The sequence below is a fragment of the Massilia rhizosphaerae genome, assembly GCF_016093545.1.
Classification (GTDB): domain Bacteria; phylum Pseudomonadota; class Gammaproteobacteria; order Burkholderiales; family Burkholderiaceae_D; genus Telluria; species Telluria rhizosphaerae.
Map to the genome: position 1 here is coordinate 1 of NZ_JADKYX010000009.1, position 21492 is coordinate 21492.

Annotated in this window: 20 protein-coding genes; 2 read left to right on the forward strand and 18 right to left on the reverse strand. The window is 67.9% G+C overall.

Annotated elements, in window-relative coordinates:
• Positions 1-190 precede the first annotated feature (190 nt).
• From ISF28_RS14560 to ISF28_RS14640, 17 genes are all read right to left on the reverse strand, one after another.
• A complete protein-coding gene (locus ISF28_RS14560; RefSeq protein WP_198117914.1) occupies positions 191-1165 on the reverse strand; it encodes a porin in 975 nt (324 codons plus the stop codon).
• 195 nt (positions 1166-1360) lie between these two features.
• The gene (locus ISF28_RS14565) at positions 1361-2332 is read right to left on the reverse strand and encodes a threonine/serine dehydratase family protein (RefSeq protein WP_198117915.1); all 972 of its coding nucleotides are present in this window, start codon (positions 2330-2332) and stop codon (positions 1361-1363) included.
• 14 nt (positions 2333-2346) lie between these two features.
• Positions 2347-3342, reverse strand: coding sequence for an ornithine cyclodeaminase family protein (locus ISF28_RS14570; RefSeq protein ID WP_198117916.1), 996 nt, complete (start codon positions 3340-3342; stop codon positions 2347-2349).
• A 21-nt stretch (positions 3343-3363) separates the two neighbouring features.
• Positions 3364-4020 (reverse strand): aspartate/glutamate racemase family protein, encoded by a 657-nt coding sequence (locus ISF28_RS14575; protein WP_198117917.1) that lies wholly within the window; start codon positions 4018-4020, stop codon positions 3364-3366.
• Entirely contained in the window at positions 4017-4709 is a 693-nt protein-coding gene (gene otnC / locus ISF28_RS14580) for a 3-oxo-tetronate 4-phosphate decarboxylase (RefSeq protein ID WP_229519098.1), read from the reverse strand. The genes ISF28_RS14575 and otnC overlap by 4 nt, the downstream gene beginning before the upstream one ends.
• Positions 4706-5980 (reverse strand): 3-oxo-tetronate kinase, encoded by a 1275-nt coding sequence (gene otnK, locus ISF28_RS14585; protein WP_198117918.1) that lies wholly within the window; start codon positions 5978-5980, stop codon positions 4706-4708. Before otnK ends, otnC begins: the two co-directional genes overlap by 4 nt.
• A 13-nt stretch (positions 5981-5993) precedes the next feature.
• Positions 5994-6740: a cupin domain-containing protein gene (locus tag ISF28_RS14590; protein ID WP_229519099.1), complete on the reverse strand. Its 747-nt coding sequence runs from the start codon at positions 6738-6740 to the stop codon at positions 5994-5996.
• Positions 6741-6800: 60 nt separating this feature from the next.
• Positions 6801-7946: an NAD(P)/FAD-dependent oxidoreductase gene (locus ISF28_RS14595; protein WP_198117920.1), complete on the reverse strand. Its 1146-nt coding sequence runs from the start codon at positions 7944-7946 to the stop codon at positions 6801-6803.
• Positions 7943-9319, reverse strand: coding sequence for an FAD/NAD(P)-dependent oxidoreductase (locus tag ISF28_RS14600; RefSeq protein ID WP_198117921.1), 1377 nt, complete (start codon positions 9317-9319; stop codon positions 7943-7945). Before ISF28_RS14600 ends, ISF28_RS14595 begins: the two co-directional genes overlap by 4 nt.
• Entirely contained in the window at positions 9301-9609 is a 309-nt protein-coding gene (locus tag ISF28_RS14605) for a (2Fe-2S)-binding protein (protein ID WP_198117922.1), read from the reverse strand. The genes ISF28_RS14600 and ISF28_RS14605 overlap by 19 nt, the downstream gene beginning before the upstream one ends.
• Positions 9606-11453 carry an ABC transporter ATP-binding protein gene (locus tag ISF28_RS14610; RefSeq protein ID WP_198117923.1) on the reverse strand — a complete coding sequence of 616 codons (1848 nt, stop codon included), beginning with the start codon at positions 11451-11453 and terminating at the stop codon, positions 9606-9608. Before ISF28_RS14610 ends, ISF28_RS14605 begins: the two co-directional genes overlap by 4 nt.
• 1 nt (position 11454) lies before the next feature.
• Positions 11455-12306 carry an ABC transporter permease gene (locus ISF28_RS14615; RefSeq protein WP_198117924.1) on the reverse strand — a complete coding sequence of 284 codons (852 nt, stop codon included), beginning with the start codon at positions 12304-12306 and terminating at the stop codon, positions 11455-11457.
• A complete protein-coding gene (locus tag ISF28_RS14620; RefSeq protein ID WP_198117925.1) occupies positions 12303-13256 on the reverse strand; it encodes an ABC transporter permease in 954 nt (317 codons plus the stop codon). The genes ISF28_RS14615 and ISF28_RS14620 overlap by 4 nt, the downstream gene beginning before the upstream one ends.
• Positions 13257-13258: 2 nt before the next feature.
• On the reverse strand, positions 13259-14839 hold the full coding sequence (locus ISF28_RS14625) for an ABC transporter substrate-binding protein (RefSeq protein ID WP_198117926.1): 1581 nt from the start codon (positions 14837-14839) through the stop codon (positions 13259-13261).
• Between the two features lie 59 nt (positions 14840-14898).
• Positions 14899-16176: an NAD(P)/FAD-dependent oxidoreductase gene (locus ISF28_RS14630; RefSeq protein WP_198117927.1), complete on the reverse strand. Its 1278-nt coding sequence runs from the start codon at positions 16174-16176 to the stop codon at positions 14899-14901.
• A 46-nt stretch (positions 16177-16222) separates the two neighbouring features.
• On the reverse strand, positions 16223-16894 hold the full coding sequence (locus ISF28_RS14635) for a haloacid dehalogenase type II (protein ID WP_198117928.1): 672 nt from the start codon (positions 16892-16894) through the stop codon (positions 16223-16225).
• A gap of 222 nt (positions 16895-17116) precedes the next feature.
• Entirely contained in the window at positions 17117-18601 is a 1485-nt protein-coding gene (locus tag ISF28_RS14640) for an aldehyde dehydrogenase family protein (protein ID WP_198117929.1), read from the reverse strand.
• 215 nt (positions 18602-18816) lie between these two features.
• Between ISF28_RS14640 and ISF28_RS14645 the strand changes: the two genes are divergently transcribed.
• On the forward strand, positions 18817-19680 hold the full coding sequence (locus tag ISF28_RS14645; protein WP_198117930.1) for a GNAT family N-acetyltransferase: 864 nt from the start codon (positions 18817-18819) through the stop codon (positions 19678-19680).
• A gap of 1 nt (position 19681) precedes the next feature.
• Positions 19682-20527: a GNAT family N-acetyltransferase gene (locus ISF28_RS14650; RefSeq protein ID WP_198117931.1), complete on the forward strand. Its 846-nt coding sequence runs from the start codon at positions 19682-19684 to the stop codon at positions 20525-20527.
• 19 nt (positions 20528-20546) lie between these two features.
• On the opposite strand, the gene ISF28_RS14655 is transcribed toward ISF28_RS14650, so the two are convergent.
• Entirely contained in the window at positions 20547-21488 is a 942-nt protein-coding gene (locus ISF28_RS14655) for a 2-hydroxyacid dehydrogenase (protein WP_370663443.1), read from the reverse strand.
• Positions 21489-21492 lie beyond the last annotated feature (4 nt).

Below are 21492 nucleotides of genomic sequence, written 5' to 3' on the forward strand. Positions count from 1 at the left end.
GTGGGAGAGGTGAAGGGCTTAATCTACACTCGAAGGTCTATGCCTTAAGGGTGGGCTCAAGCTGCTCTTCACCTCAGTTGATGGTAGCTAACCATCAACTCTATCAAGATACAAGGGTGGGCACCCCTGTGCCCACCATGCGTTACTGCAACGCATACGTTTGGTGGGCGGGGGCCGCCCACCCTACCCGTTAGAACATGTGGCGGATACCCCAATCCATGCGGTTCGCGTTCTTGGGATCGATGTGGCCGATGGAGGTGAACAGCGCGGTGCGCTTGGACAGGGCGTAGGTGTAGCCGAGCGCATACTGCGCCATGTCCGCGTTGCGCGCCGAGCGGTCGTTCAGGCGGTTGTACGACGCCAGGATGCGTCCGCCGCCCGCCGGGATCGTCAGGCCGAGCAGCAGGTCGCTCGCATCCACCGGCGCGAGGCCGGCGGCGTCCGTCTTCTGCCGGTCGAGACCGAAATGCAGCTTGGCGAAGCCGAAGTCGTAGTTGGCGCCGACGAACTTCAGCTTGGCCGCGCCGGTGCCGTTGGCGTCGTTGTTGTTCTGGTAGCCGTACGCCAGCTTCAACTTCCCGGCGGTGTACGTGAACGCGCCGCTGATCTGCCGGTTGGCCGACATGCTGCCGGCCGTCTCGCCGAACGCATACGACACCTCGGCCTTCAGGGGTCCCTGCTGCTTCGCGTAGAACACCGCGTTCTGCGTGCGGATGTCGATCGCGGCATAGATATTACGGCCGAAGAACGATTCGGCCGCGCCGGACATGCCGTCCTCGAACGGATCGATCACGTCGGTCAGCAGGCAGTAGGACGGCGTCCAGGTGCGGCCGAAGCGCACCGTGCCGAAGTCGCCTTTCAAGCCCACCCAGGATTGGCGGCCGAAGATGCGTCCGCCCTGCCCCGCGGTGCCCGTATCGGGGCTGAAGCCGTTTTCGAGCTGGTAGATGACGGACGTGCCATTACCGAGGTCTTCCGAGCCGCGAAAGCCGAGGCGGGAACCCCACCAGCCGCCGCTGTCGACACCCCAGCGCGTGGGCGCCACATCGGATTTCGAGTACACCAGGCCGATGTTGATCAAGCCGTAGACGGTGGTACTCGATTGCGCGGACGCGGTGCCGGCAAAGACACCGGATACCGCCAGCAGAAGCAGGGATTTTTTCATGATTGTCTCCTTCGATTATTTATGGATGTGGCGTGAGCGGGTTGGAAAAAACCTGCTTGAATGAGCTCGCGATCATCCGCTCCACATGCATCAATTTAAGGCTGCCCCCACAACACATTTCCTCGAAAGAGCGTGGGCCGACAACATGAAAACTGCGAATTCGCCGTGCGCGACGGCGCAATATGCTGCGCCGTTCTACGCGCTGCGCCGGTAGATGTCGGCGAGGTCGCACAAGTCCCAATTCCCGCCACTGAGCACCGCGCAGACCTTCTCATCCGGCCTGACGGCGAGCGCACCGCCCAGCAAGGCGCCGATGCCGATGGAGGCCGCCGGCTCGGCGATCAATTTCGCATCGTTGGCCAGCATGCGCATGCCCGCGACGATATGCGCGTCGTCCACCAGCACGATCTCGTCCACGTACTTCTCGATGATGGGATAGGGATTGCGGCCAGGGACGCTGAGTCGCAAGCCGTCCGCCACGGTGTCCTGCAACGGGAGCGAGGTGCGTTCCCCGTTGATCCGGCTGTGGAAATACTTCGGCGTCAGGGCCGGCTCCGCGCCGATGACCCGCACCGACGGCTTCGTTTCCTTGATGGCCGTGGCGATCCCGGAAATGAGGCCGCCGCCGCCCAGCGGAACGATGACCGTGTCGACGTCGCCCAGGTCGTCCAGGATTTCGCAGCCGATCGTGCCCTGGCCCGCCATCACCAGCGGGTCCTCGAAACCATGGATCACCGCGTACCCGTTTTCTGCGGCGATTTCATATACCTTTTTCCAGCGGGCCGCGTTATCGCCGTCGAACAGGATGACTTCGGCCCCGAGCGCCCTCGTATTGGCGATCTTGACCTCCGGCGCGGTGACCGGAAGCACCAGGAAGGCTTTCACGCCCAGCATTCTCGCCGCGTAGGCCAGTCCCTGGGCATGGTTCCCCGACGACGTGGCGATCAGGCCGTTCGCCACGGCGTCCCGGGGGAGCGACAGGGCCGTGTTCAGGGCGCCCCTGATCTTGAATGCGCCAGTGATCTGCAAGGTTTCGGGCTTGAGATAGAGTTGGCAGCCGAGGGCCTTTTCCATCTTCTCAGCACGCAGCAGCGGCGTGTGCCGGATATGGGGCCGCAGCCGCTCCCGGGCGTCCCGGATGTCCTGGATCGTAGGGTAGTCATGCATGATGTCGGGATGCCTCATTGGGTGATGAACGCGAAGAACGTACCGACCTGGTTTGCCAGCGCATTCCGGTAGATCCGGGACGCGGTGGTGTTGTCCTGGATGGCCATGCCCGTGGAATCGAAAATCGTGATCTCGTCGTCGTTCTCCCGTCCCGCCTTTGTCCCCGCCAGGATCTCGCCGATTTCGCCGTGAATCTCGTCCCGCGCGATGATGCGTGCGTTCAGCGGATACCAGGTTTCGCCCTTCGTGACGCATTGCGCGATGGAGTCGTTGACGATCTTCGCGTTGCGGAAGATTTCCGGATCGAGTTCCTGCTTGCCTTGCTGGTCCGTGCCGATGGCCACGATATGCGTGCCGGGCTTGATCCAGCCGGCTTCCACCAGCGTGCCTTTGCCGCGCGTCGTCGTCACGAGGATGTCGGCGCGGCGGACCGCGTCTTCCTTCGAGGCGGCCATCACGACGGGAATGTCGAACTCTCTTTCGATATCGGCCTTGTAGGCGGCCAGCGCCTCGGGGTGATGGTCCCAGGCGTGGATCGCCTCGATCTTCATGACCTCGCGGATCGCGCGGATCTGCAACCGGGCCTGGATGCCGGTGCCGATCGACGTGACCGTTTTCGCATCCTTCCTGGCCAGGGCTTTTACGGAAACGGCGCCGGCCGCCCCGGTCCTGAGGCCGGTGATCAGGCTCCCGTCCATCACGCACGCCAGCGCACAGGTCCTGGCGTCGAACAGGAGAATCGTGCCCATATTGGTGGGCAGGCCGAATGCCGCCGGGTTGTCCGGGAATCCGCCGGACGACGCTTTCATCGAAATCATCTCGTTGGCCGGGTAGTAGCCGAGCTTGAAGTCGATTTCCCCGCGCGGGGGCGGCAGATGGATGCCGATATAGTCGGGTTGCTCCACCTGCCCGCTGCTGAACGCCACGTAGGCTTCCTCCACCGCGGCGATGACTTCCTTCATGGCGATCAAGCCGCCCACGTCTTCCTTGCTAAGCAACAGCGTTTTCATGTGTTCTGTCTCCAACCCCGGTCATGCGGCAGCCAATCTGGCGAGGTCCCGCATCAGCAAAGGCGGGCTTGCCAGGACGGGGCATGCCAGTTCGGCGGCGAGCAAGTCGCGCAGATGCGCCAGCGATGCCTGCGCAAGCACCAGCACATCCACCTTGCCGGACAGTGCGCCGGCCGCCGCGACGAGAAGTGCATCATGTCGCGTGCGGTCGCCGGCCATCAGCGCCTGGTAGGCCTCGGCGCACAGCGCGGTCTCGATCGTGATTTCGCAGCCCTGCTCCGCGGCATGCGCGCGCAGCAATGCGCTGCTCGGTCCGACCGTGCTGGCTGCCGTGCAGAGCAGGCCGATGCGCGGGCCGCAGCGCACCGCTTCCGCCGCCATCGGGTCGTCGATCTTGAGGATCGGCTGCGGCACGATACGGCGTGCGATATCGACGGCGGGCGACGTCGATGAACAGGTGACGACGATCAGGTCGGGCCGGGCTTCCGCCGCCAGGACGATTTGATCGACCACGCGCCGGTAAACCAGCGGCTGCGGCGCGCCGCGCAACAGGTCCTGCAACAGGCTCTCGTTAAGGATATGAAAACAGTCGGCGCCGGGGATGTCGGCACGCGCCCGCGCGCGGAATTCGTCGACGAGAAAACCGACGGTATGGACAAACGCAATTCGCTTGGTCATTCAATATTCTCCAGGGATGGCCGTTTCTGCAGGTCGAGCTTGAACACCGACTTGAGATCCTCGATCTGCTCCGCGTTCAAGGGGCGGGTCGGCGCCGTGCGCAGCAGCAGGAACAGCTTGGCCGTCTCTTCCAGTTCCTCCGTCGCATGGACGGCAGCGTCGAGCGAGGCGCCCGATACGACCGGCCCATGATTGGCAAGCAGCACGGCACTATGCTTGCGCGCAAGGCCGCGGATCGCGGCGCCGAGCGCCGGATCGCCGGGGCGGTGGTAGGGAACCAGCGGCAGGCGGCCGACCTTCATCACGAAATAGGCCGTCAGGGGCGGGATGCAGTCGTCGTGATTCAGGCCGCACATGCACGACACGGCGGCGGCATGCGTGGCATGCAGGTGCACGATGGCGCCCGCGCCCGGGCGTTCCTCGTACATCGCGCGATGCAGGAAGGCTTCCTTGGACGGCGCATCGCCGCCGACATGGCGGCCGCTCCAGTCGAGCCTGGCCAGTCGTGCGGGATCGAGGCGGCCGAGGCAGGCATTGGTCGGCGTCAGCAGCCAGCCGTCGTCCAGCCGCACGCTGATGTTGCCGCTGCTGCCGGCGGTCAGACCGCGGTCGAACAGCGAGCGGCCGAATTCGACGATCTTCTCGCGCAATGCCGCTTCGCCTCGGCCGGTGGAAATCATCGTGCTCATTGCAGCTTGTCCCAGGCCTTGAGGAAGAAATCGTCGCTGCCGAAATTGCCCGACTTGAGCGCGAGCGCCAGCGGCCGCGTGTCGTCGTCGTGCAGGGTGCTGGTCCACGGCACGCCGGGATCGATTTCGGGCCCGATGCGCAATCCCGTCACCCCGAGCGCCTTGACGACCGCGCCCGACGTCTCGCCGCCGGCCACGATCATCCGGCCCACGCCGGCCCGGACCAGGCCGAGCGCAATCGTCGCCAGCGCAGTCTCCACGAGATTGCCGGCATGCTCGACGCCGAGTTCGGCCTGCACCTGCCTGACCGCCTCCGGCGCGGCCGTGGCATAGACCAATACCGGTTGCCGCGCGATGCGGCCGGCTGCCCAGTCGAGGGCGGCCGCCACCACGTCCTCGCCGCGCGCCAGCCGCACCGGATCGATGCAAAAGGAGGGACAGGACGCGCGCATCGCCTCCACCTGCCTTTGCGTGGCCGGCGAACAGCTGCCCGAGACGACGGCACGCAGGCCGCCGGTCTGCGGTAGCGCATCGGCCACGGCATTCGACGCCAGCAGTCCGCGCCGGCGGAAGTTCCGCGGCAGGCCGAGCGCGATGCCGGAACCGCCGGTCACCAGCGGCATGTCGGCACAGGCCGCGCCGATCGCGTCGAGGTCCGCGTTGGACAGCGCATCGACGACGGCAAGTCCGTTGCCCTGCTCGCGCAGCGCGGAAAAACGCGCGCGGATCGCGGCATCGCCCTGGCTCACCGTCGCGTAGTCGACGAGGCCGACCTTGCGCTCCACCTGCTCCTGCAGGACGCGTACCAGGTTCGCGTCGGTCATCGGCGTCAGCGGATGGTTGCGCATGCCGGACTCCGAGAGCGGCACGTCGCCGACGAACAAACAGCCCTTGTAGAGGGTGCGTCCGTTGGCGGGGAACGCCGGACAGGCGATGGTGAAATCGGTGCCCAGCGCCTGCATCAAGGCCTCGGCGACGGGGCCGATGTTGCCGCGCGGCGTAGAATCGAAGGTCGAGCAATACTTGAAGTAGAACTGCCGGCAACCCGCCTCGCGCAACCAGCGCAGGGCGGCCAGCGATGCCGCCACCGCATCCCCGGCCGGACAGGTACGCGATTTCAGCGCGATCACCACCGCGTCGACATCGGCGGGCGGCGGCCCGTCCGGTACGCCGATCAATTGGACGGTACGCATGCCCGCCTTCACCAGCATGCCCGCGAGGTCCGTGCCGCCGGTAAAATCGTCCGCGATGCACCCCAGCAGAACTGTCATGGCCGTCTTCCCTTTACGCCGGGCGGTAGATGACGTACAGCTTTGCGACGTTGTCGCGGTTCTCCCAACTGCAGGACGCCCCCTGCTCGATGAGGAACACATCGCCTTTCGAGAACGTGCCGCTGCGCCCCGTTTCATCGACGAAGGTCACGCTGCCTTCCAGCAGAACCATCAGTTCCATGTGACGGAAGTACAGTGGGCGGCGGGCATAGGGCGTCGAATCCCAGGTGCCGCACGTGAATTCGCCGTCGGCGGACCGATAGTCCGTGTGGTTGCGGCAGACCGGCGCCGGCGTGAGCAGCAGGTCGGGCGGCGGCCCGCCGGCCGACGGTCCCATCTCCGGGTTCTCTTTGATCGGCACGATGGCGCCGTCGCCGGCCCGGCTCTTGTTGTAACGGACGAAGATCAGCGACACCGGCCCCTGCGCAGACCAGGTGAATGCGGCGCCCTGCTTGAGCACTGCGCTCTGGTTCGGCCCCAGCGTCAGGGCGGCGCCCTGCTGCGTCAGGGTCAGGCGGCCGGCGTCGACGATGATGAATTCATCCGCCGGCAGAGACTGCACGGCGCCGCTGCCGGCTTCCAGCGTAATGACGCCGGCGGTCACGGGGCTCGGCGCCCAGTCGAGGATACGGCGGCCGGAAAGGAAGCGATCCGGTCCCGCCGCAGCGGTCACTGCGATGCCCCGGGTCTTGTCCCGCGCGAATTTGCGCAGGTCGACGAAGGAGGGCGTGCTGACCGGGACGGCCACTGCTGCTTGCATTGAATTCGACATGGTTTGTTTTTAAGTTGATGACAATGAGGATGAAAATGACACGGCTGCTCACGCCGCGTTCGCGACCGGCGTGGCGAAACGCCCGATGTGGTAATGGTCGATCGGCGTCGTCGTGGTGCCGGTGTGTATCAGTTCCGCCATCACGTCGCCGACGCCCGGCCCCAGCTGGAAGCCTTCGCCGGAGAAGCCGAAGGCGTAGTACAGGCCGGGTACGCGCGCGCTCGGTCCCATGGCTGGCCGGCTATCCTCCATATAACCCTCGATCCCGCCCCAGACGCGAATGATGTTCAGGTGATTGAATGCCGGGATCACGTGCGGCGCACTCTTCAGTTTGAACAGCGTCCTGCCCGGATTCACGTAGGCGCGGCGTTTCTCGATGTCCGCCGGTTCGTGGCCGCCGCCGCCGATGACGATGTTGCCGCGCGCGACCTGGCGGAAGTAGACGACCTGCTCGAACACGTCCGCGATCGCGCCGATGGTCGGTCCGATGGCGTAAGGGACGGGTTCGGTGACGCACATCTGCGGCGCCTTGGCGACCATCGGCACCGGTTCGCCGAAGCGGGTGCTGATACGATTTCCCCATGCGCCGGCCGTGATGAGCGCCACGGGCGCACGGAAGACGCGGCCATCGGCAGCGGTCGCGCGGAAGTCCCCGCCGTCCTTCTCGAGGTTCGTCATCTCGGTGTTTTCGAACACCTGCGCGCCCGCGCGCATCGCGGCACGGCCGATGGCCGGCGCCGCCAGGCGGGGATTGGCATGGCCGTCGTAAGGGGCGTAGCAACCCGCGGTGATGTCCGGTCCCAGGTACGGAAAGCGCTCGTGCAACGTTTTCGTGCCCAGCATCTGCATACCGATGCCGAAGGACCTGGCGTCCTCCGCATACTTGACCATGCGTTCTTCGTGCGCCGGCGTGAAGCCGACGCGCAGGTGGCCGTTCAGCAGGAGCTCGACATCCGCATCGAACAATTCCTTGAACTTCAGCCAGATGTCGCGCGAGCGGTTCGACAACGGCAGTTGCTCGACGGGGCGGCCCATCCGGCGCGTGTTGCCGAAGTTGACGCCGCTGGCCTGCTGGCCGATCAATCCCTGTTCGAGCAGGATGACGGACATCCCGCGCTGGCGTAAAAAGAAGGCGGTGGAGGCACCCATGATGCCGCCGCCCACGATAATGACATCTGCTTTCTGCGCGCTCATTCCACTTCCTCCCGCACCGCGATCGACAGCGGCTTGACCGGGGCCTGGCCACGCAGGCGCCCGACTTGTTCCAGCGGCACGCCGGCGGCATGCGCGATGACTTCCGCACCCGCATGCCCACAATACCTCCCCTGGCAGCGCCCCATGCCGACCCGGCTGAATGCCTTGGCGCGGTTCGCTTCCTGGGCGCCCATGTCCCCCACCACGCGGCGCAGTTCGCCGGCGGTGATGGCTTCGCAGCGGCAGACGATGGCGTCATCCGGCAATTGGGCCGCCTGCTGCGCCGGCCACGGGAACGCTTGCGCCAGGCCCTGGCGGAAACGGTCCATGCGGGCCTGTTCGGCGCGCAGCCGCTGCAGCTCGCCGTTCGCCACCGGCAGCCCGACATCCTGCAGCACCGCCAGCGCCGCCAGCCGTCCGCCGATCTCGGCCGCATCCGCGCCCAGCACACGTACGCCGTCGCCGGCCAGGTAGACGCCCGGCACCGAGGTGCGCCCGTCCTCGCCCAGTTCGGGCAGCCATTGGCGCGTCTCCGGGTCGAAGCGGAAGGCGCAGCGGGCCAGGTCGGCCAGCTGGGTCTCGGGACGCAGGTGGTAGCCCATCGCCACCGCGTCGCATTCCAGCGTCCGGGTGCGTCCGGCGGCGTCCTGGAACACCACCTCCTGCACCCCGATGTCCGCGGCACCCTTGATTTCGACCGGGGTGATGCCGGTCAGCACCGGCACCCCGGCCCGCTTCAGCGCCCCGACCAGCGCCATGCCGTTGCGCAGCGCGGCGGGACGGGCCAGCAGTTTGGGCAGCGCCGCGACGCGCCGCAGGAAGGGCGACGTATCGAGCACCGCCGCCACGTTGGCGCCCGCCTTGACGTATTGCGACGCCACGAGGTACAGCAGCGGCCCGGTGCCGAGGAACACGACCTTGCGCCCGATCGCACACGCCTGCGCCTTCAGGGCGATCTGCGACGCGCCCAGGCTGTAGGTGCCGGCGTATTGCCAGCCCTTGATCGGCATCAGGCGGTCGGTCGCGCCGGAACAGATCACCAGTGCGTCGTAGGGCAAGGCCCGCGAGCGCCGCTGGTCGGTGACGTGCAGCCGGCGGCCGAAGATATTCCAGGCCAGCGTCTCCGGCAGGTAATCGATCTGGTCGCGCAGCGCGTCGAAACTCTCGTGCAGCGACTGGGCGCGGCCGGCCTCTGTGCCGTACAGCTTCGCATACGGACGCGTGAAATTGTCCGGCTGGCGTCGATAGATCTGGCCGCCGTCGCGCCGGTTCTCGTCGACCACGGTCGGGCGCAGCCCGGCGGCGACGAGGGTTTCGGCGCAACGCACGCCCGCAGGGCCGGCGCCGACGATGATTATGCGAGGTTGGGCCATGTCGCCTCCGGTTGTGTTGTGACGATGCTCATTCCCTCTGCCACCACGGTGGTGCAGGCGCGCAGGCGCGCGCCGTCCGCGGTCCAGACCCAGCAATCCTGGCAGGCGCCCATCAGGCAGAAGCCGGCCCGCTTGCCATCGCCGAATTCCGACTCGCGCAGGTGGCGCACGTTGCCCAGCAGGGCGACCAGCAGGGTGTCGCCGGCCAGCGCCTCGACCGGGTGCCCATCGATCACGATGCGCACCGGCGCGCGGCCGGTTTCGGCAAGTCGTACGAAACGGTGGTTCATGCGACGTCTCCTTCGAGCAGGCGCAGCGGCGCCTGGATATCGCGCAACTCGGCGTCGGACCGGTGGCACAGGATGCTGCCGCCGTTGTCGAGCGTGTGGCGCGGCGGCGGCAGGCTGTTGCATACGCCGTCGATGCGCAGATGGCAGCGGTCCAGGAAGGAGCAGATGCCGCGCGCCTGCCCGGCCGCCACGAGCGGCGGCAGCGACGCGGGTTTGCGGCCGGCCGTCTCTTCCAGCCAGCCCCGGCGCAGCGTCGGCACCGACGAGATCAGCAGGTGCGAATACGGATGGAATGGCGGCAGCGCCTGCGCTTCTCGCTTGCGCGCCTCGACCTTGCGGCCGGCGTACAGCACCACGATCTCGTCGCAGATCGCGCGCACCGTGCTGATGTCGTGGCTGATGAACATGTAGGACACGTTCAATTCCTTGCGCAGCTCGGCCATCAGTTCGAGGATGGCCGCGCCCACCACGGTGTCGAGCGCGGAGGTGACCTCGTCGCACAGGATCAGGTCGGGCTGGGCCGCCAATGCACGCGCCAGGTTGATGCGCTGCTTTTGTCCGCCCGACAGTTCGCCCGGCAGGCGGTCGGCCACCGACGCCGGCAGGCGCACCAGGTCGAGCAGCTGCAGCACGCGCTTGCGGCGCGCCTCGCCCTTCATGCCATGGTAAAACTCGAGCGGCCGGCCGAGGATGCGCTCGATGCCGTGCTGCGGGTTGAGCGCGGTATCGGCGTTCTGGAACACGAACTGGATACGCCGCAACTGCTCGCGCGTGCGCCCTTCCAGCGTGGGCGCCAGGCGCTTGCCGTCGAGCAGGATGTCGCCTTCGGACGGCGCCACCATGCCGGCGATGGTGCGCGCCAGCGTGGTCTTGCCGGAACCGGATTCGCCGATGACGCCGATGGTGGCGCCGCGCGGGATCACCAGGTTGATGTCGTCCAGCACGCACTTGACCGGCACACCGCGCCTGGCCGTGCCGTACGAGGCAGACAGGCCACGCACCTCGAGCAGCGGATGCTCGTGCGCCGGCTTGGACTCGCAGCCGGCCGGCACGGACTGCTTGGGCGCGATCGCCGCCAGCAGGCTCCTGGTGTACGGATGGGCGGGCGCCGACAGGATTTGCGCGGTCGGCCCGCACTCCCGGATCTCGCCGTCGCGCAGCACCACGATGCGGTCGGCCATCTGCGCCACCACGGCGAGGTCGTGCGACACGTACACGGCCGTGCTGCCGCGCTCCTTGACGACCTTCTTGAAGGCGCGCAGCACCTCGATCTGCGTCGTCACGTCCAGTGCGGTGGTCGGCTCGTCCAGGATCACCAGGGCCGGATCGGTGATCAGCGCCATGGCTGCCATCAGGCGCTGCAACTGGCCGCCCGACACCTGGTGCGGATAGCGCATGCCGATCTTGTCCGGCTCCGGCAGCGCCAGCGCGCGAAACAGCTCCACGGCCTTGGCCTCGGCCTCGGCGCGCGGCATCACCTTGTGGATCAGTGCGCTTTCGACCACCTGGTCCATCAGCCGTTTGGACGGGTTGAACGAGGCGGCGGCGCTCTGCGCGATGTAGGCCACGGTGCGGCCGCGCAGGCCGGCCAGCTGGCCCTCGTTCAGCGCCAGCACCTGGTGGCCGGCCACGGTCACGTTGCCGCCGGCCAGGCGGCAGCCGGCGCGGGCGTAGCCCATCAGCGCCAGCGCGATGGTGGTCTTGCCGGAACCGGACTCGCCGATCAGCGCCAGCACCTCGCCTTGTTGAATCGAAAAGTCAGCGCCATGGACGATGGGCACTTCCTCGTCCATGTCGTTGCGGGCGGTGACGCGCAGGCCCGATACCTTGACGATCGTGTTCATGTCAGCCCCCCGTGCCACGGCGTTTGCGGCCGGCCAGGCTGTCGATGGCCAGGTTGACGGCGATGGTCAGCGTGGCGATGGCGATGGCGGGCATGACGACGGCCGGCGCGCCTTCGGACAGGCCGATGATGTTTTCGCGCACCAGCGATCCCCAGTCCGCCGCCGGTGGCTGGATGCCCAGCCCCAGGAAGGACAGGCCGCTCAGCAGCAGCACGATGTACAGGAAACGCAGGCCAAAGTCGGCCAGCACCGGCCTGAACATGTTCGGCAACATTTCAAAACACGTGATATAGGCCAGGCCCTCGCCGCGCGCCCGCGCCGCCTGCACGTACTCCATTGCTTGCACATTCACGGCCAGCGCACGCGCGATGCGGTAGGCGCCGGGCATGTAGCCGATGCCGGCGGTCAGGACCAGCAACGGGATCGACGTGCCGAAGCCGGCCACGATGATCAGCGCCAGCAGCTTGTGCGGGATGCTGAGCATGGTGTCGACGACGCGGCTGACGATGGCGTCGAACCAGCCGCCCGCGGCGGCCGCGGACATGGCCAGCGCGGTGCCGCCGACGCTGGCCACCAGCACGGCCGCCAGCGCCAGGCCGACGGTGTATGGCGCGCCGTGCAGGATGCGGCTGAGCATATCGCGGCCGAGGTAGTCGGTGCCGAGCGGATGCAGCGCGCTGATCGGCGCGAACACGTCGTCGCCGACGCCGCCCGCGTCGTCCGGTACCAGGTAGGGACCGGCCACGGCCATCAGCAGCCAGAACGCGAACACGGCGCTGCCGATCACGCCGGCCAGCGGCAGGCGCCGGCGCGGCTTGCGCCGGGCGATGGGAGAAATCACGGAGGTCTTCATTTTCTTAACCTTGGGTTGGAAACGATTGCGCACACGTCCGCCACGGTCAGCAGCACCAGGTAGCCGGCGCAGAACAGCATCGCGCAGGCCTGCACCACCGGCATGTCGCGCATGGTGACGGAATCGACCATCAGGCTGGCGATGCCCGGATAGTTGAAGATCGATTCGACGATGATCACGCCGCCGATCAGGTAGGCCAGCGACAGCGCCACCGCGTTGGAGATCGGGCCGATCGCGTTCGGCAGCGCGTGACAGAGCACCATGCGCACCGGACGCACGCCCTTCAGGCGCGCCATCTCGACGTAGGACGAATCGAGCTGGTCGATCACTGCAGCGCGGGTCATGCGCGCCATCTGCGCCACGATCCCGCAGCACAAGGTGATGACCGGCAACGCATACGTGCGCATGAATTGGCCGAAGGTGGCGATATCGTCGGTATGCGACAGCGCGGACAGCCAGCGCAGCTTGACGGCGAACAGCAGCACCGCCAGCGTGGCGATCAGGAATTCGGGCACGGACACGGTCCACACCGTCGCCACGCTGACGACGCGGTCGAACAACGAGCCGCGGACCATGGCGGACGCGATGCCGAGCGTCAGCGCGAGCGGCACCGACACGACGGTGGTCGCGGCCGCCAGCATCAGCGAGTTCGGCAACCGGCTGCCGATCAGCTCCGTCACCGGCAGGCCGTTCGCCATGGCCACGCCGGGATGGCCGGTCAGCAGCCCGCCCAGCCAGTGCAGGTAGCGCACGTGGGCCGGCAGGTCCAGCCCCAGCTTGACCCGCAGCGCAGCCACCAGTTCGGGCGTCGCCTCCTGTCCGAGCGCCGCCTGCGCCGCGTCGCCCGGCAGCAGGTTGGTGATGGTGAAGATCACGAGCGACACGGCCAGCAGCGTCAGCACCGCGACACCCAGCCGGTTCAGCACCAGTCGTACGGTGGTCCCGTTCATGGTCACGCTTCCAGCCAGATTTGATCGGCGAACATGAACCCCATCAGGCCGCCCAGCGGATGGCTGGCGTAGCCCTTGATCTTGTTGCTGAAACCGTCGAGCGAGTGGATGAACATCGGGATGCCGACGCCGCACTGGTCGTGCACGAGCACCTGCATGTCGCCGTACATCTGCTTGCGTTTGGCTTCGTTGGTTTCGCTCCGTGCCAGGTCGAGCAACTGGTCGAATTTCTCGTTCTTCCAGCCCGACACGTTCATCGGGGAATCGGACTTGTAGAACAGCGAGAACATCAGGTCGACCGTCTGGCGCGGATTGATATTCCCGAACGACATGGGATGCTTGGCCCAATGGTTCGACCAGTAGCCGTCCGGCGGCATGCGCTTGATGTCCAGGTTGAGGCCGGCCCTTTGCGCCGACAGCTGGATGATCTGGGCCATGTCGACCGAGCCGCCAGCGGCGGTCGAGCACACGACCGGCAGGGTCTGGCCGGCCATGCCGGATTTCTTCAGGTAGAACTTCGCCTTGTCCAGGTCGAAGGTGCGCTGCGGCAGGCCGGCGAAGTAGTAGCGGCTGCCCGGCTGCACCGGCTGGTCGTTGGCGATGGTGCCGTAGCCGCGCATCGCCACCTTGCGGATCTGTTCGCGGTCCAGCAGGTACTTCATGGCCAGCACGAAGTTCGGGTTCTTCACCGGGCCGAGCTGGTCGCGCATGATGAGGTCGGTGTACAGGCCCGTCTTCGATTCGAACAGCGTGCAACCGGAACCCGAGAAACTGGCCGCCGAGCGCGGGTTCACGCCGTTGATCAGCTGCACGTCGCCCGACAGCAGGGCGTTGACGCGGGCCGCCTCGTCCGGGATCGAGAAATATTCGATCTCGTCCAGGTAGGGCTTGCCCGGCTTCCAGTACTCGTCGTTGCGCACGCCGATCGAGCGCATGCCCGGCCTGAATTCCTTGCACTTGTACGGGCCGGTGCCGACCGCGGTGGCGAAGTCCGTGGTGCCGTCCTTGACGATGGCGAAATGGGACGCGGCCAGCAGCGCCGGCAGGTCGACATTCGGCGAATTGAGCTTGATCTGCAGCTCGAGCGGACCGGTGGCCTTGACGTCCGCGAACTCGTCGGCCACGGCCTTGGCCTTGGAGGCATTGGCCGGATTCTTGTGGCGCAGCAGCGAGTACACGACGTCCGCCGCGCCCAGCGGCTTGCCGTCATGGAAGCGCACGTCCTTGCGCAGCTTGACGGTCCACAGCGTGCCGTCCTTGCTGTCGATCGATTCGGCCAGCGCCATCTGCGGCGCGAGCCTGGTGTCGATGGTGGTCAGGCAGTTGTAGAACATGTAGTGCCGCACGTAGTCGGCAATGGTGCTGCCCCGGGCGGGATCGAGCGTGTCCGCCGTCGATCCGGCGCCCATGGCCACGCGGATCCGGCCGCCCTTGCGCGGCGTCTGGGCCAGCGCGGTGCCGGGAAAGGTCAGCAGGCCGCCGGCGCCGGACGCCAGCATGCCTCCCGCCAGCAGCGTGCGCATCACGTCGCGGCGCTTGCCGTCTTGCACGACGCCGGCGGCGTCGAATGGTTTGTCGCTCATGATTGTCTCCTCGTTCTTCTTGCGTCTTCAATGATTGTTATGGGAACGGTCCTGCGGCCTCAATGCAGCCAGTCCTGCAGCCGGTAATAGGCGCCCACGACCGGCAGGAACCAGGGCGTGCCGAAATGCCCGGGCACCGCCGGCCACGCCAGTGCGCGCCATGGATTGCGGTCGGTGCGGCCGGCCATGACGTCGGCCATCACCTGCCCCATGTGCACCGACATCTGCACGCCGTGCCCGCTGTAGCCCGTCGAGTAGTACATGCCGCGGTGCTCGCCGGCACGCGGCAGGCGGTCCGCCGTCATGTCGACCAGGCCGCCCCAGCAATAGTCGATGCCCACGCCGCGCAGGGCCGGGAACATCCGCTCCATCGCCGCGCGCAGCACGACCCCGCTCTTTTCGTCCGAGCGCGGGTTCGACATCGCGAAGCGCGCCCGCCCGCCGAACAGCAGGCGGTCGTCCGGCGAGACGCGGAAGTAGTTGCCGATGGCCCTGGACGTCACGTAGTTGCGGCGTCGCGGCAGCAGGCGGTCGAGCAGGGCCGGCTCCAGCGGTTCGGTGGCGACGATGAAGCTGCCCACCGAGATCATGCGGCGGCGGAACCAGGCAAACGGTCCCGCGCGCGAATTGCCGGTCGCCAGCAGCACCTGGCCGGCGCCAATGACGCCGCGGGGGGTGGTGACGCGAAAGCCGCCCGCGGGCAGGCGGTCCAGGCCCGTCACCGGCGTGTGTTCGTGAATGCGCGCGCCGGCACGGGCGGCCGCATGGGCCAGGCCGACGCCGAATTTCCCCATGTGCATCTGGGCGCTCGTCTTCTGCAGCAGGCCGCCGTGGAACTCGTCCGAGCCGACCTCGTCGCGGATGCGCGCCGCGGACACCATCTCGACGTGCGGATCGGCCTCGCGCCGCAGCACGTCGCAGCTGCGCACCAGCTTGTCGTAGTGCTCCGGCTTGGCGGCCAGCTTGAGCTTGCCGACGCGCGCGAAGTCGCACGCGATATCCTCTTGCGCGACCAGGCGTTCGACCGTGTCGACGGCGGCGTTGTAGGCGTGGTAGAAGTTGCGCGCCGTGTCCACGCCGAGGCGGGCGGCGAGCGCGCCGAAATCGTGCGCCGTGCCGCCATTGCAATGTCCGCCGTTGCGGCCGGACGCTTCGCCCACGACGCGGCCCGCCTCCAGCACCACCACCGAGGCGCCGCGCCGGGCCAGCGTCAGCGCGGCCGACAACCCGGTAAAGCCGGCGCCGACCACGACCACGTCGGCGCGCCCTTCCACCGGCCCTGGCGCGCCCGCCGCGAAGGCCGGCGCGGTATCCAGCCAATAAGATTCGAGCTTCATCATGCTCTCCTGTCCGGGTGGCTTTCCGGGTTCATGCGCATGCCGCTTACAGGCCGACCAGCGCCGGCAGACCGCCCAGGTCCGTGACCTGGTGCGAGCCGAACGCCGGCCACGCCGGTTCGTGGCCGCGGGCGACGAAGACGCGGTTCTTGATGCCCACGTCGTCGGCCGACAAGTGGTCGTAGCGCATGCTCGACGACACGTGCAGGATGTCTTCCGGATTGCAGCCCAGCTGGTCGATCATGTACTCGAACGCGCGCAGGCGCGGCTTGTAGGCTTGCGCCTGCTGCGCGGTGTACACGCGGTGGAACGGCGCGCCCAGCTTGTCGACGCTGTCCTGGATCTGCGCATCCATCGCGTTCGACAGGATCACCAGCCGGTATTCCTTGGCCAGGCGCGCGAGCGCGTTCGGCACGTCCGCGTGCGGGCTCCAGGTCGGCACGGCGCGGTAGAACTTCAGGCCCTCGTTGTCGCGGTAGTCGACGCCCCAGCGCTTGCAGGTGCGCTCGACCGAATTGCACAGCAGCTGGTCGTACGGACGCCAGTCGCCCATCACCTCGTCCAGGCGGTAGCGCGCGAAGTCGGTGGTGAACTGCTGCATGTGCTCCGGCGCGATGCGATCGGCGAACAGTTCGCGCGCCAGCTCCGCCATCTGGAAGTTGATCAGCGTGCCGTAGCAGTCGAAGGAAATGTATTTGGGCCGCAGGTTGGTCGTCATGGTTCTGGTTCCTTGGATGATTGATGTTCGCGTCCGCGGCGCGGAAAATCCGGTTGGCGGCTCGGGTCGGGAAGCGCGTTCGCAGGGGCGATTCGCGGTCGCTGCAACGTCGTCTCCTGCTACCCATTACACCATCGCCTCCCTGCATGAAAATCCCGTTTTGACCCTGGCAAAACACAGAAACCGTGGCATTTCCGGCGGCCTTCGGCACACTATGCGGCGTCATTCTCCGGGCGCGAAATCGACCAGCACGCTCTTGTGGCGCAGGTTCGCTTCGTAAGCCTGGCGGCCGAGGTCCTTGCCGATGCCGGAGCGCTTGTAGCCGCCGGTCGGAATCACGTAATCGGCCGTGCGGCCATAGCGGTTGATCCATACCGTGCCCGCCTCGATGCCGCGCGCCAGGCGCAGCGCGCGGCCGATGTCGGCGGTATGCACCCCGGCGGCCAGGCCGTAGTCCGGATGATCGGCCAGCGCCAGCGCCTCCTCCTCGTCGTCGAACGCTTGCACCGTGATCACCGGTCCGAAGATTTCCGACTTCACGGCTTCCATCGCGGGATCGACGTCGGCCAGGATGGTCGGCCGGTAGTACGCACCGTCGTTGCCGCAGTCGATGCGGCCGCCGCCGGCGACCAGCCGGGCGCCCGCGCCGACCGTGCGCTGCACGATGCCGTCGATGCGTTCCAGCTCGCGCTTCGAAATGATGGGGCCCAGCGTAGCCTCGGGGTCCCAGGTGGCGCCGGCCTTGAGCTCCGCGAAGACCGCGGCCAGCCGCTCGACGACACGGTCCGCCACCGCGCGCTGCACGATCAGGCGCGAGCCGGCCACGCACACCTGGCCCGCATTGAGCGTGATGGCGCGCGCGACGGTGCGGACGGTGCGTTCCAGGTCGGGCGCATCGGCGAACACGAGTTGCGGGCTCTTGCCGCCCAACTCCAGCGTGACCGGCTTGGTGCCGCTTTCCGCGCAGGCGGCCATGATGGCGGCGCCGCTGCGGGTCGATCCGGTGAACGTCACTTTCGCGATGCGCGGATGGCGGCACAAGGCGGCGCCGGCGCCCTGGCCGTCGCCCTGGACGATGTTGAAGATCCCCGCCGGCATGCCGGCCTCGATGGCCAGTTCGGCCAGGCGCAGCACGGAAAACGGCGTCAGCTCGGAGGGCTTGAGGACCACCGCGTTACCCGCCGCCAGCGCCGGCGCCACCTTCCACGAGGCCATCACCAGCGGCAGGTTCCAGGGGGCGATGGCGGCGATCACGCCATAGGGTTCGGCGATGGTCATGCCGAGATGGTCGGCGCGGGTCGGCACGACGTCGCCGCCGATCTTGTCGGCCCACTCGGCGAAGAAGCGGATGCCGTCGGCGGTGAACGGCACGTCCCAGCCGGCGGCATCCGCGAGCGGACGGGTCGAGCCGACCGCCTCCAGCCGCGCCAGGACCTGCACATCGGCGTCGATCAGGTCGGCCCAGCGGCGCAGCACGCGGGCGCGCTCGCGCGGCGCGCAGCGTGCCCAGTCGCTCGTCTTCCAGGCGCGCCAGGCATCCTGCACGGCGCGGTCGACCAGGTCGGCGTCGGCCAGCGGCACGCCGGCATACACCCGCCCGTCGGACGGGCGCCTGACGTCCATCCCGTGCGAGCCGCCCGCCACATACTGCCCGCCGATAAAGTGCGCGCTGCGCACCGCCACCCGGTCCGGGTCGAAACGTTCCATCTCCTGTCCTTTCAATGATGCGTCATGTGCGACTTCGAAAGGATTGTAGGTGCGTTCCTCAAGCATTTTATGTGGTCCGGCCGGCCGAAAACGGCACAAGCTTTCGTATTGGCGCGGCAAATGGCGGATCGTTTCGAATTGCGTTTACCCCGTCGCCGGACGCATTCGCATGTGGCATGATGCGACCCGGTAGCCACTCGGCGAGGAGCACTCAGATGAAAGATCGAAACGCAAGCAGCGCGGTCCGGTACCGCAGGATGACGGCCGCCGACCTGCCGGCGGCGCACAAGCTGTCATTGTCGGTGTTGTGGCCGCACCGGCTGGAAGACTGGAAGTTCATCCACGAACTGGGCGAAGGCATCGTCGCCGAAGGTCCGTCCGGCATCGTCGGCACGTGCATGTGCTGGTTGCACGGCCCCGACTACGCGTCGCTCGGCATGACCATCGTCGCGCCCGATCACCGGCGCCAGGGGATCGCGAACGAGCTGCTCGAGCGCATCCTGAACGCGATCGGCGACCGCACCATCCTGCTGCATACCACCGCCACCGGCGTGCGCTTCATCGAGCACGCGGGCTTTGTCCAGACGGGCTGGGTGCGCCAGCACCAGGGCAGCGTGTTCCGCGCGCCCTTCGTGCCGCTCGGCCCGGGCGAGCGGATCCGGCCGGTCGGCCCGCGCGACGAGGCGGCGCTGGCGGACCTGGCCGCGCGCTCGACCGGCGTGCCGCGCGCCACCGTGATCAAGCACCTGCTGACCGTGGCCGATATCGTCGCCATCGACCGCTACGGCGAACTCGTCGCCTTCGCGGCGCTGCGCAAGTTCGGCCACGGCCACGTGATCGGCCCCGTCGTCGCGCCCGACGCCGAGCGCGCCAAGGCGCTGATCGCGCATTGGGCCGGCGCGCATGCGGGCGCCTTTGTCCGCGTCGACGTGCCGGACACCAGCGGCCTCAGTCCCTGGCTCACCGAGATGGGCCTGGTCCAGGTCGAGGAAGCGGTACACGCCATGACGCGCGGCGACCCGCCGCGGCCCGCGGCGTCGATCCAGCGCTTCGCACTGCTCAGCCAATCGCTCGGCTAGCATGACGACCCCATTTACCGCCATCGCCTACCGCCCGATGGGCGAGTTCGACCTGCCCGCCGCGCACGCGCTGTCGCAAGCCGTGCGCTGGCCGCATCGTCCCGACGACTGGCACTTCGCCCTGCGCCTGGGCGCCGGATTCGTGGCCGAGGACGATGGCGCGGTGGTGGGCACCGCGCTGTGCTGGGACCAGGGCCCGCACCACGGTTCGCTGGGGCTGATCATCGTCTCCCCGGCCCACCAGGGCAAGGGCATCGGACGCGGGTTGATGCGGCTGGTGCTGGATCGCCTCGGCGACCGCTGCACGCTGCTCAACGCCACCGCGGCCGGACAGCCGCTGTACGAAAGCCTGGGCTTCCGGGCCATCGGCACCCTCCACCAGCACCAGGGCACGCTGGCGGCGCCGCCTCCGCCGGCGGGACCATGTCCGCGGCCGGCCGAAGCGCGCGACGTCGCCGCCATCATCGCGCTGGCGAACCGCGGTACCGGCATGGCGCGCGACGAGTTGCTGAAACAGTTGATCGGCGTCGCCGAGGGCGCCGTGCTGGAGCGCGACGGCGAAGTGGCCGGCTTCTCGCTGATACGGCCTTTCGGGCGCGGCTACGTGATCGGGCCGGTGGTCGCCCCCGATACCGACGGCGCGCAGACGCTGATCGCGACCTGGAGCGACGCCTACGCCGGCGCCTTCGTCCGCGTGGACGTCACGGGCTCGAGCGGCCTGGGCGAATGGCTGGCGCAAGCCGGCCTGGCCGAAGTGGACACCGCGGTGACCATGGCCCGCAACGGCGTGCCGCCGCGCGACGGCACCGTCCAGCAATTCGCCATCGTCAGCCAGGCGCTCTGCTGACGCGAGCCGCCACGGACGCTCAATAACCGCTCGTCCGGTCGACCACGCCGTCGACCGGCAGGCCGCGTTCCAGCCGGGCGATCCTGGCCGCGATCTGGCGCGCGCTTTCGCGGCGCAGCGTCAGCGCGGCGACGTGCGGCGTGACTTCGATGCGCGGATGCTCCCAGAACGGGTGATCCGGCGGCAGCGGCTCCTGGCGGAACACGTCCAGCGTGGCCTGGGCCAACTGGCCGCTGGCGAGCGCCTGCAGCAAATCCTCCTCGACCAGGTGGGCGCCGCGCCCGATATTGATCAACTGCGCGCCCGGCGCCAGCCGCGCGAACAGCGTCCGGTCGAGTATGCCCGTCGTCTGCGCCGTCAAGGGCAGCAGGTTCACGAGGACATCCAAGCCATCGAGAAAATCCGTCAACGCGTCCTGCCCGGCAAAACAGGCGACCTGGCCGACCGCGCGCGGACTGCGGCTCCAGCCGCGCACCGCGAATCCCAGTTGGGCCAGCGCGGTGGCGACCGGCGTGCCGAGCGCGCCCAGCCCCATGACCCCGACCGTGTGCGTGCCGGCGTCGCGCCCCGGCAGGGGCTGCCAACGCCGCGCCCGCTGAAGCGCCGCGTACTCGGGGAACCGGCGCAGGTGGCGCAGCACGGCGGCCAGCACGTACTGCACCATTTGCGGTGCCATGCCGGCGTCGTCCAGCTTGATCAAGGGCACGTGGGGCGGCAACAGGTCCGGCTGCGCCGCCAGCAGCGCGAGCACGGCGTCCACGCCCGCCCCCAGGTTGAACACCGCCTTCAGCCGCCGGCGTCCGGCCAGCGCCTCCCCCGGCGGACGCCAGACCAGCGCATAGTCGGCGGCGGCGCGATCGCCCGGCCGCCATGGGCGCACGCGGGCCGCCGGCAGCGCGCGGACCAGTTCGTCGATCCAGGACGCGGTATCGTCATCGGGCAGGCACAACAGGATATCCAGGTCG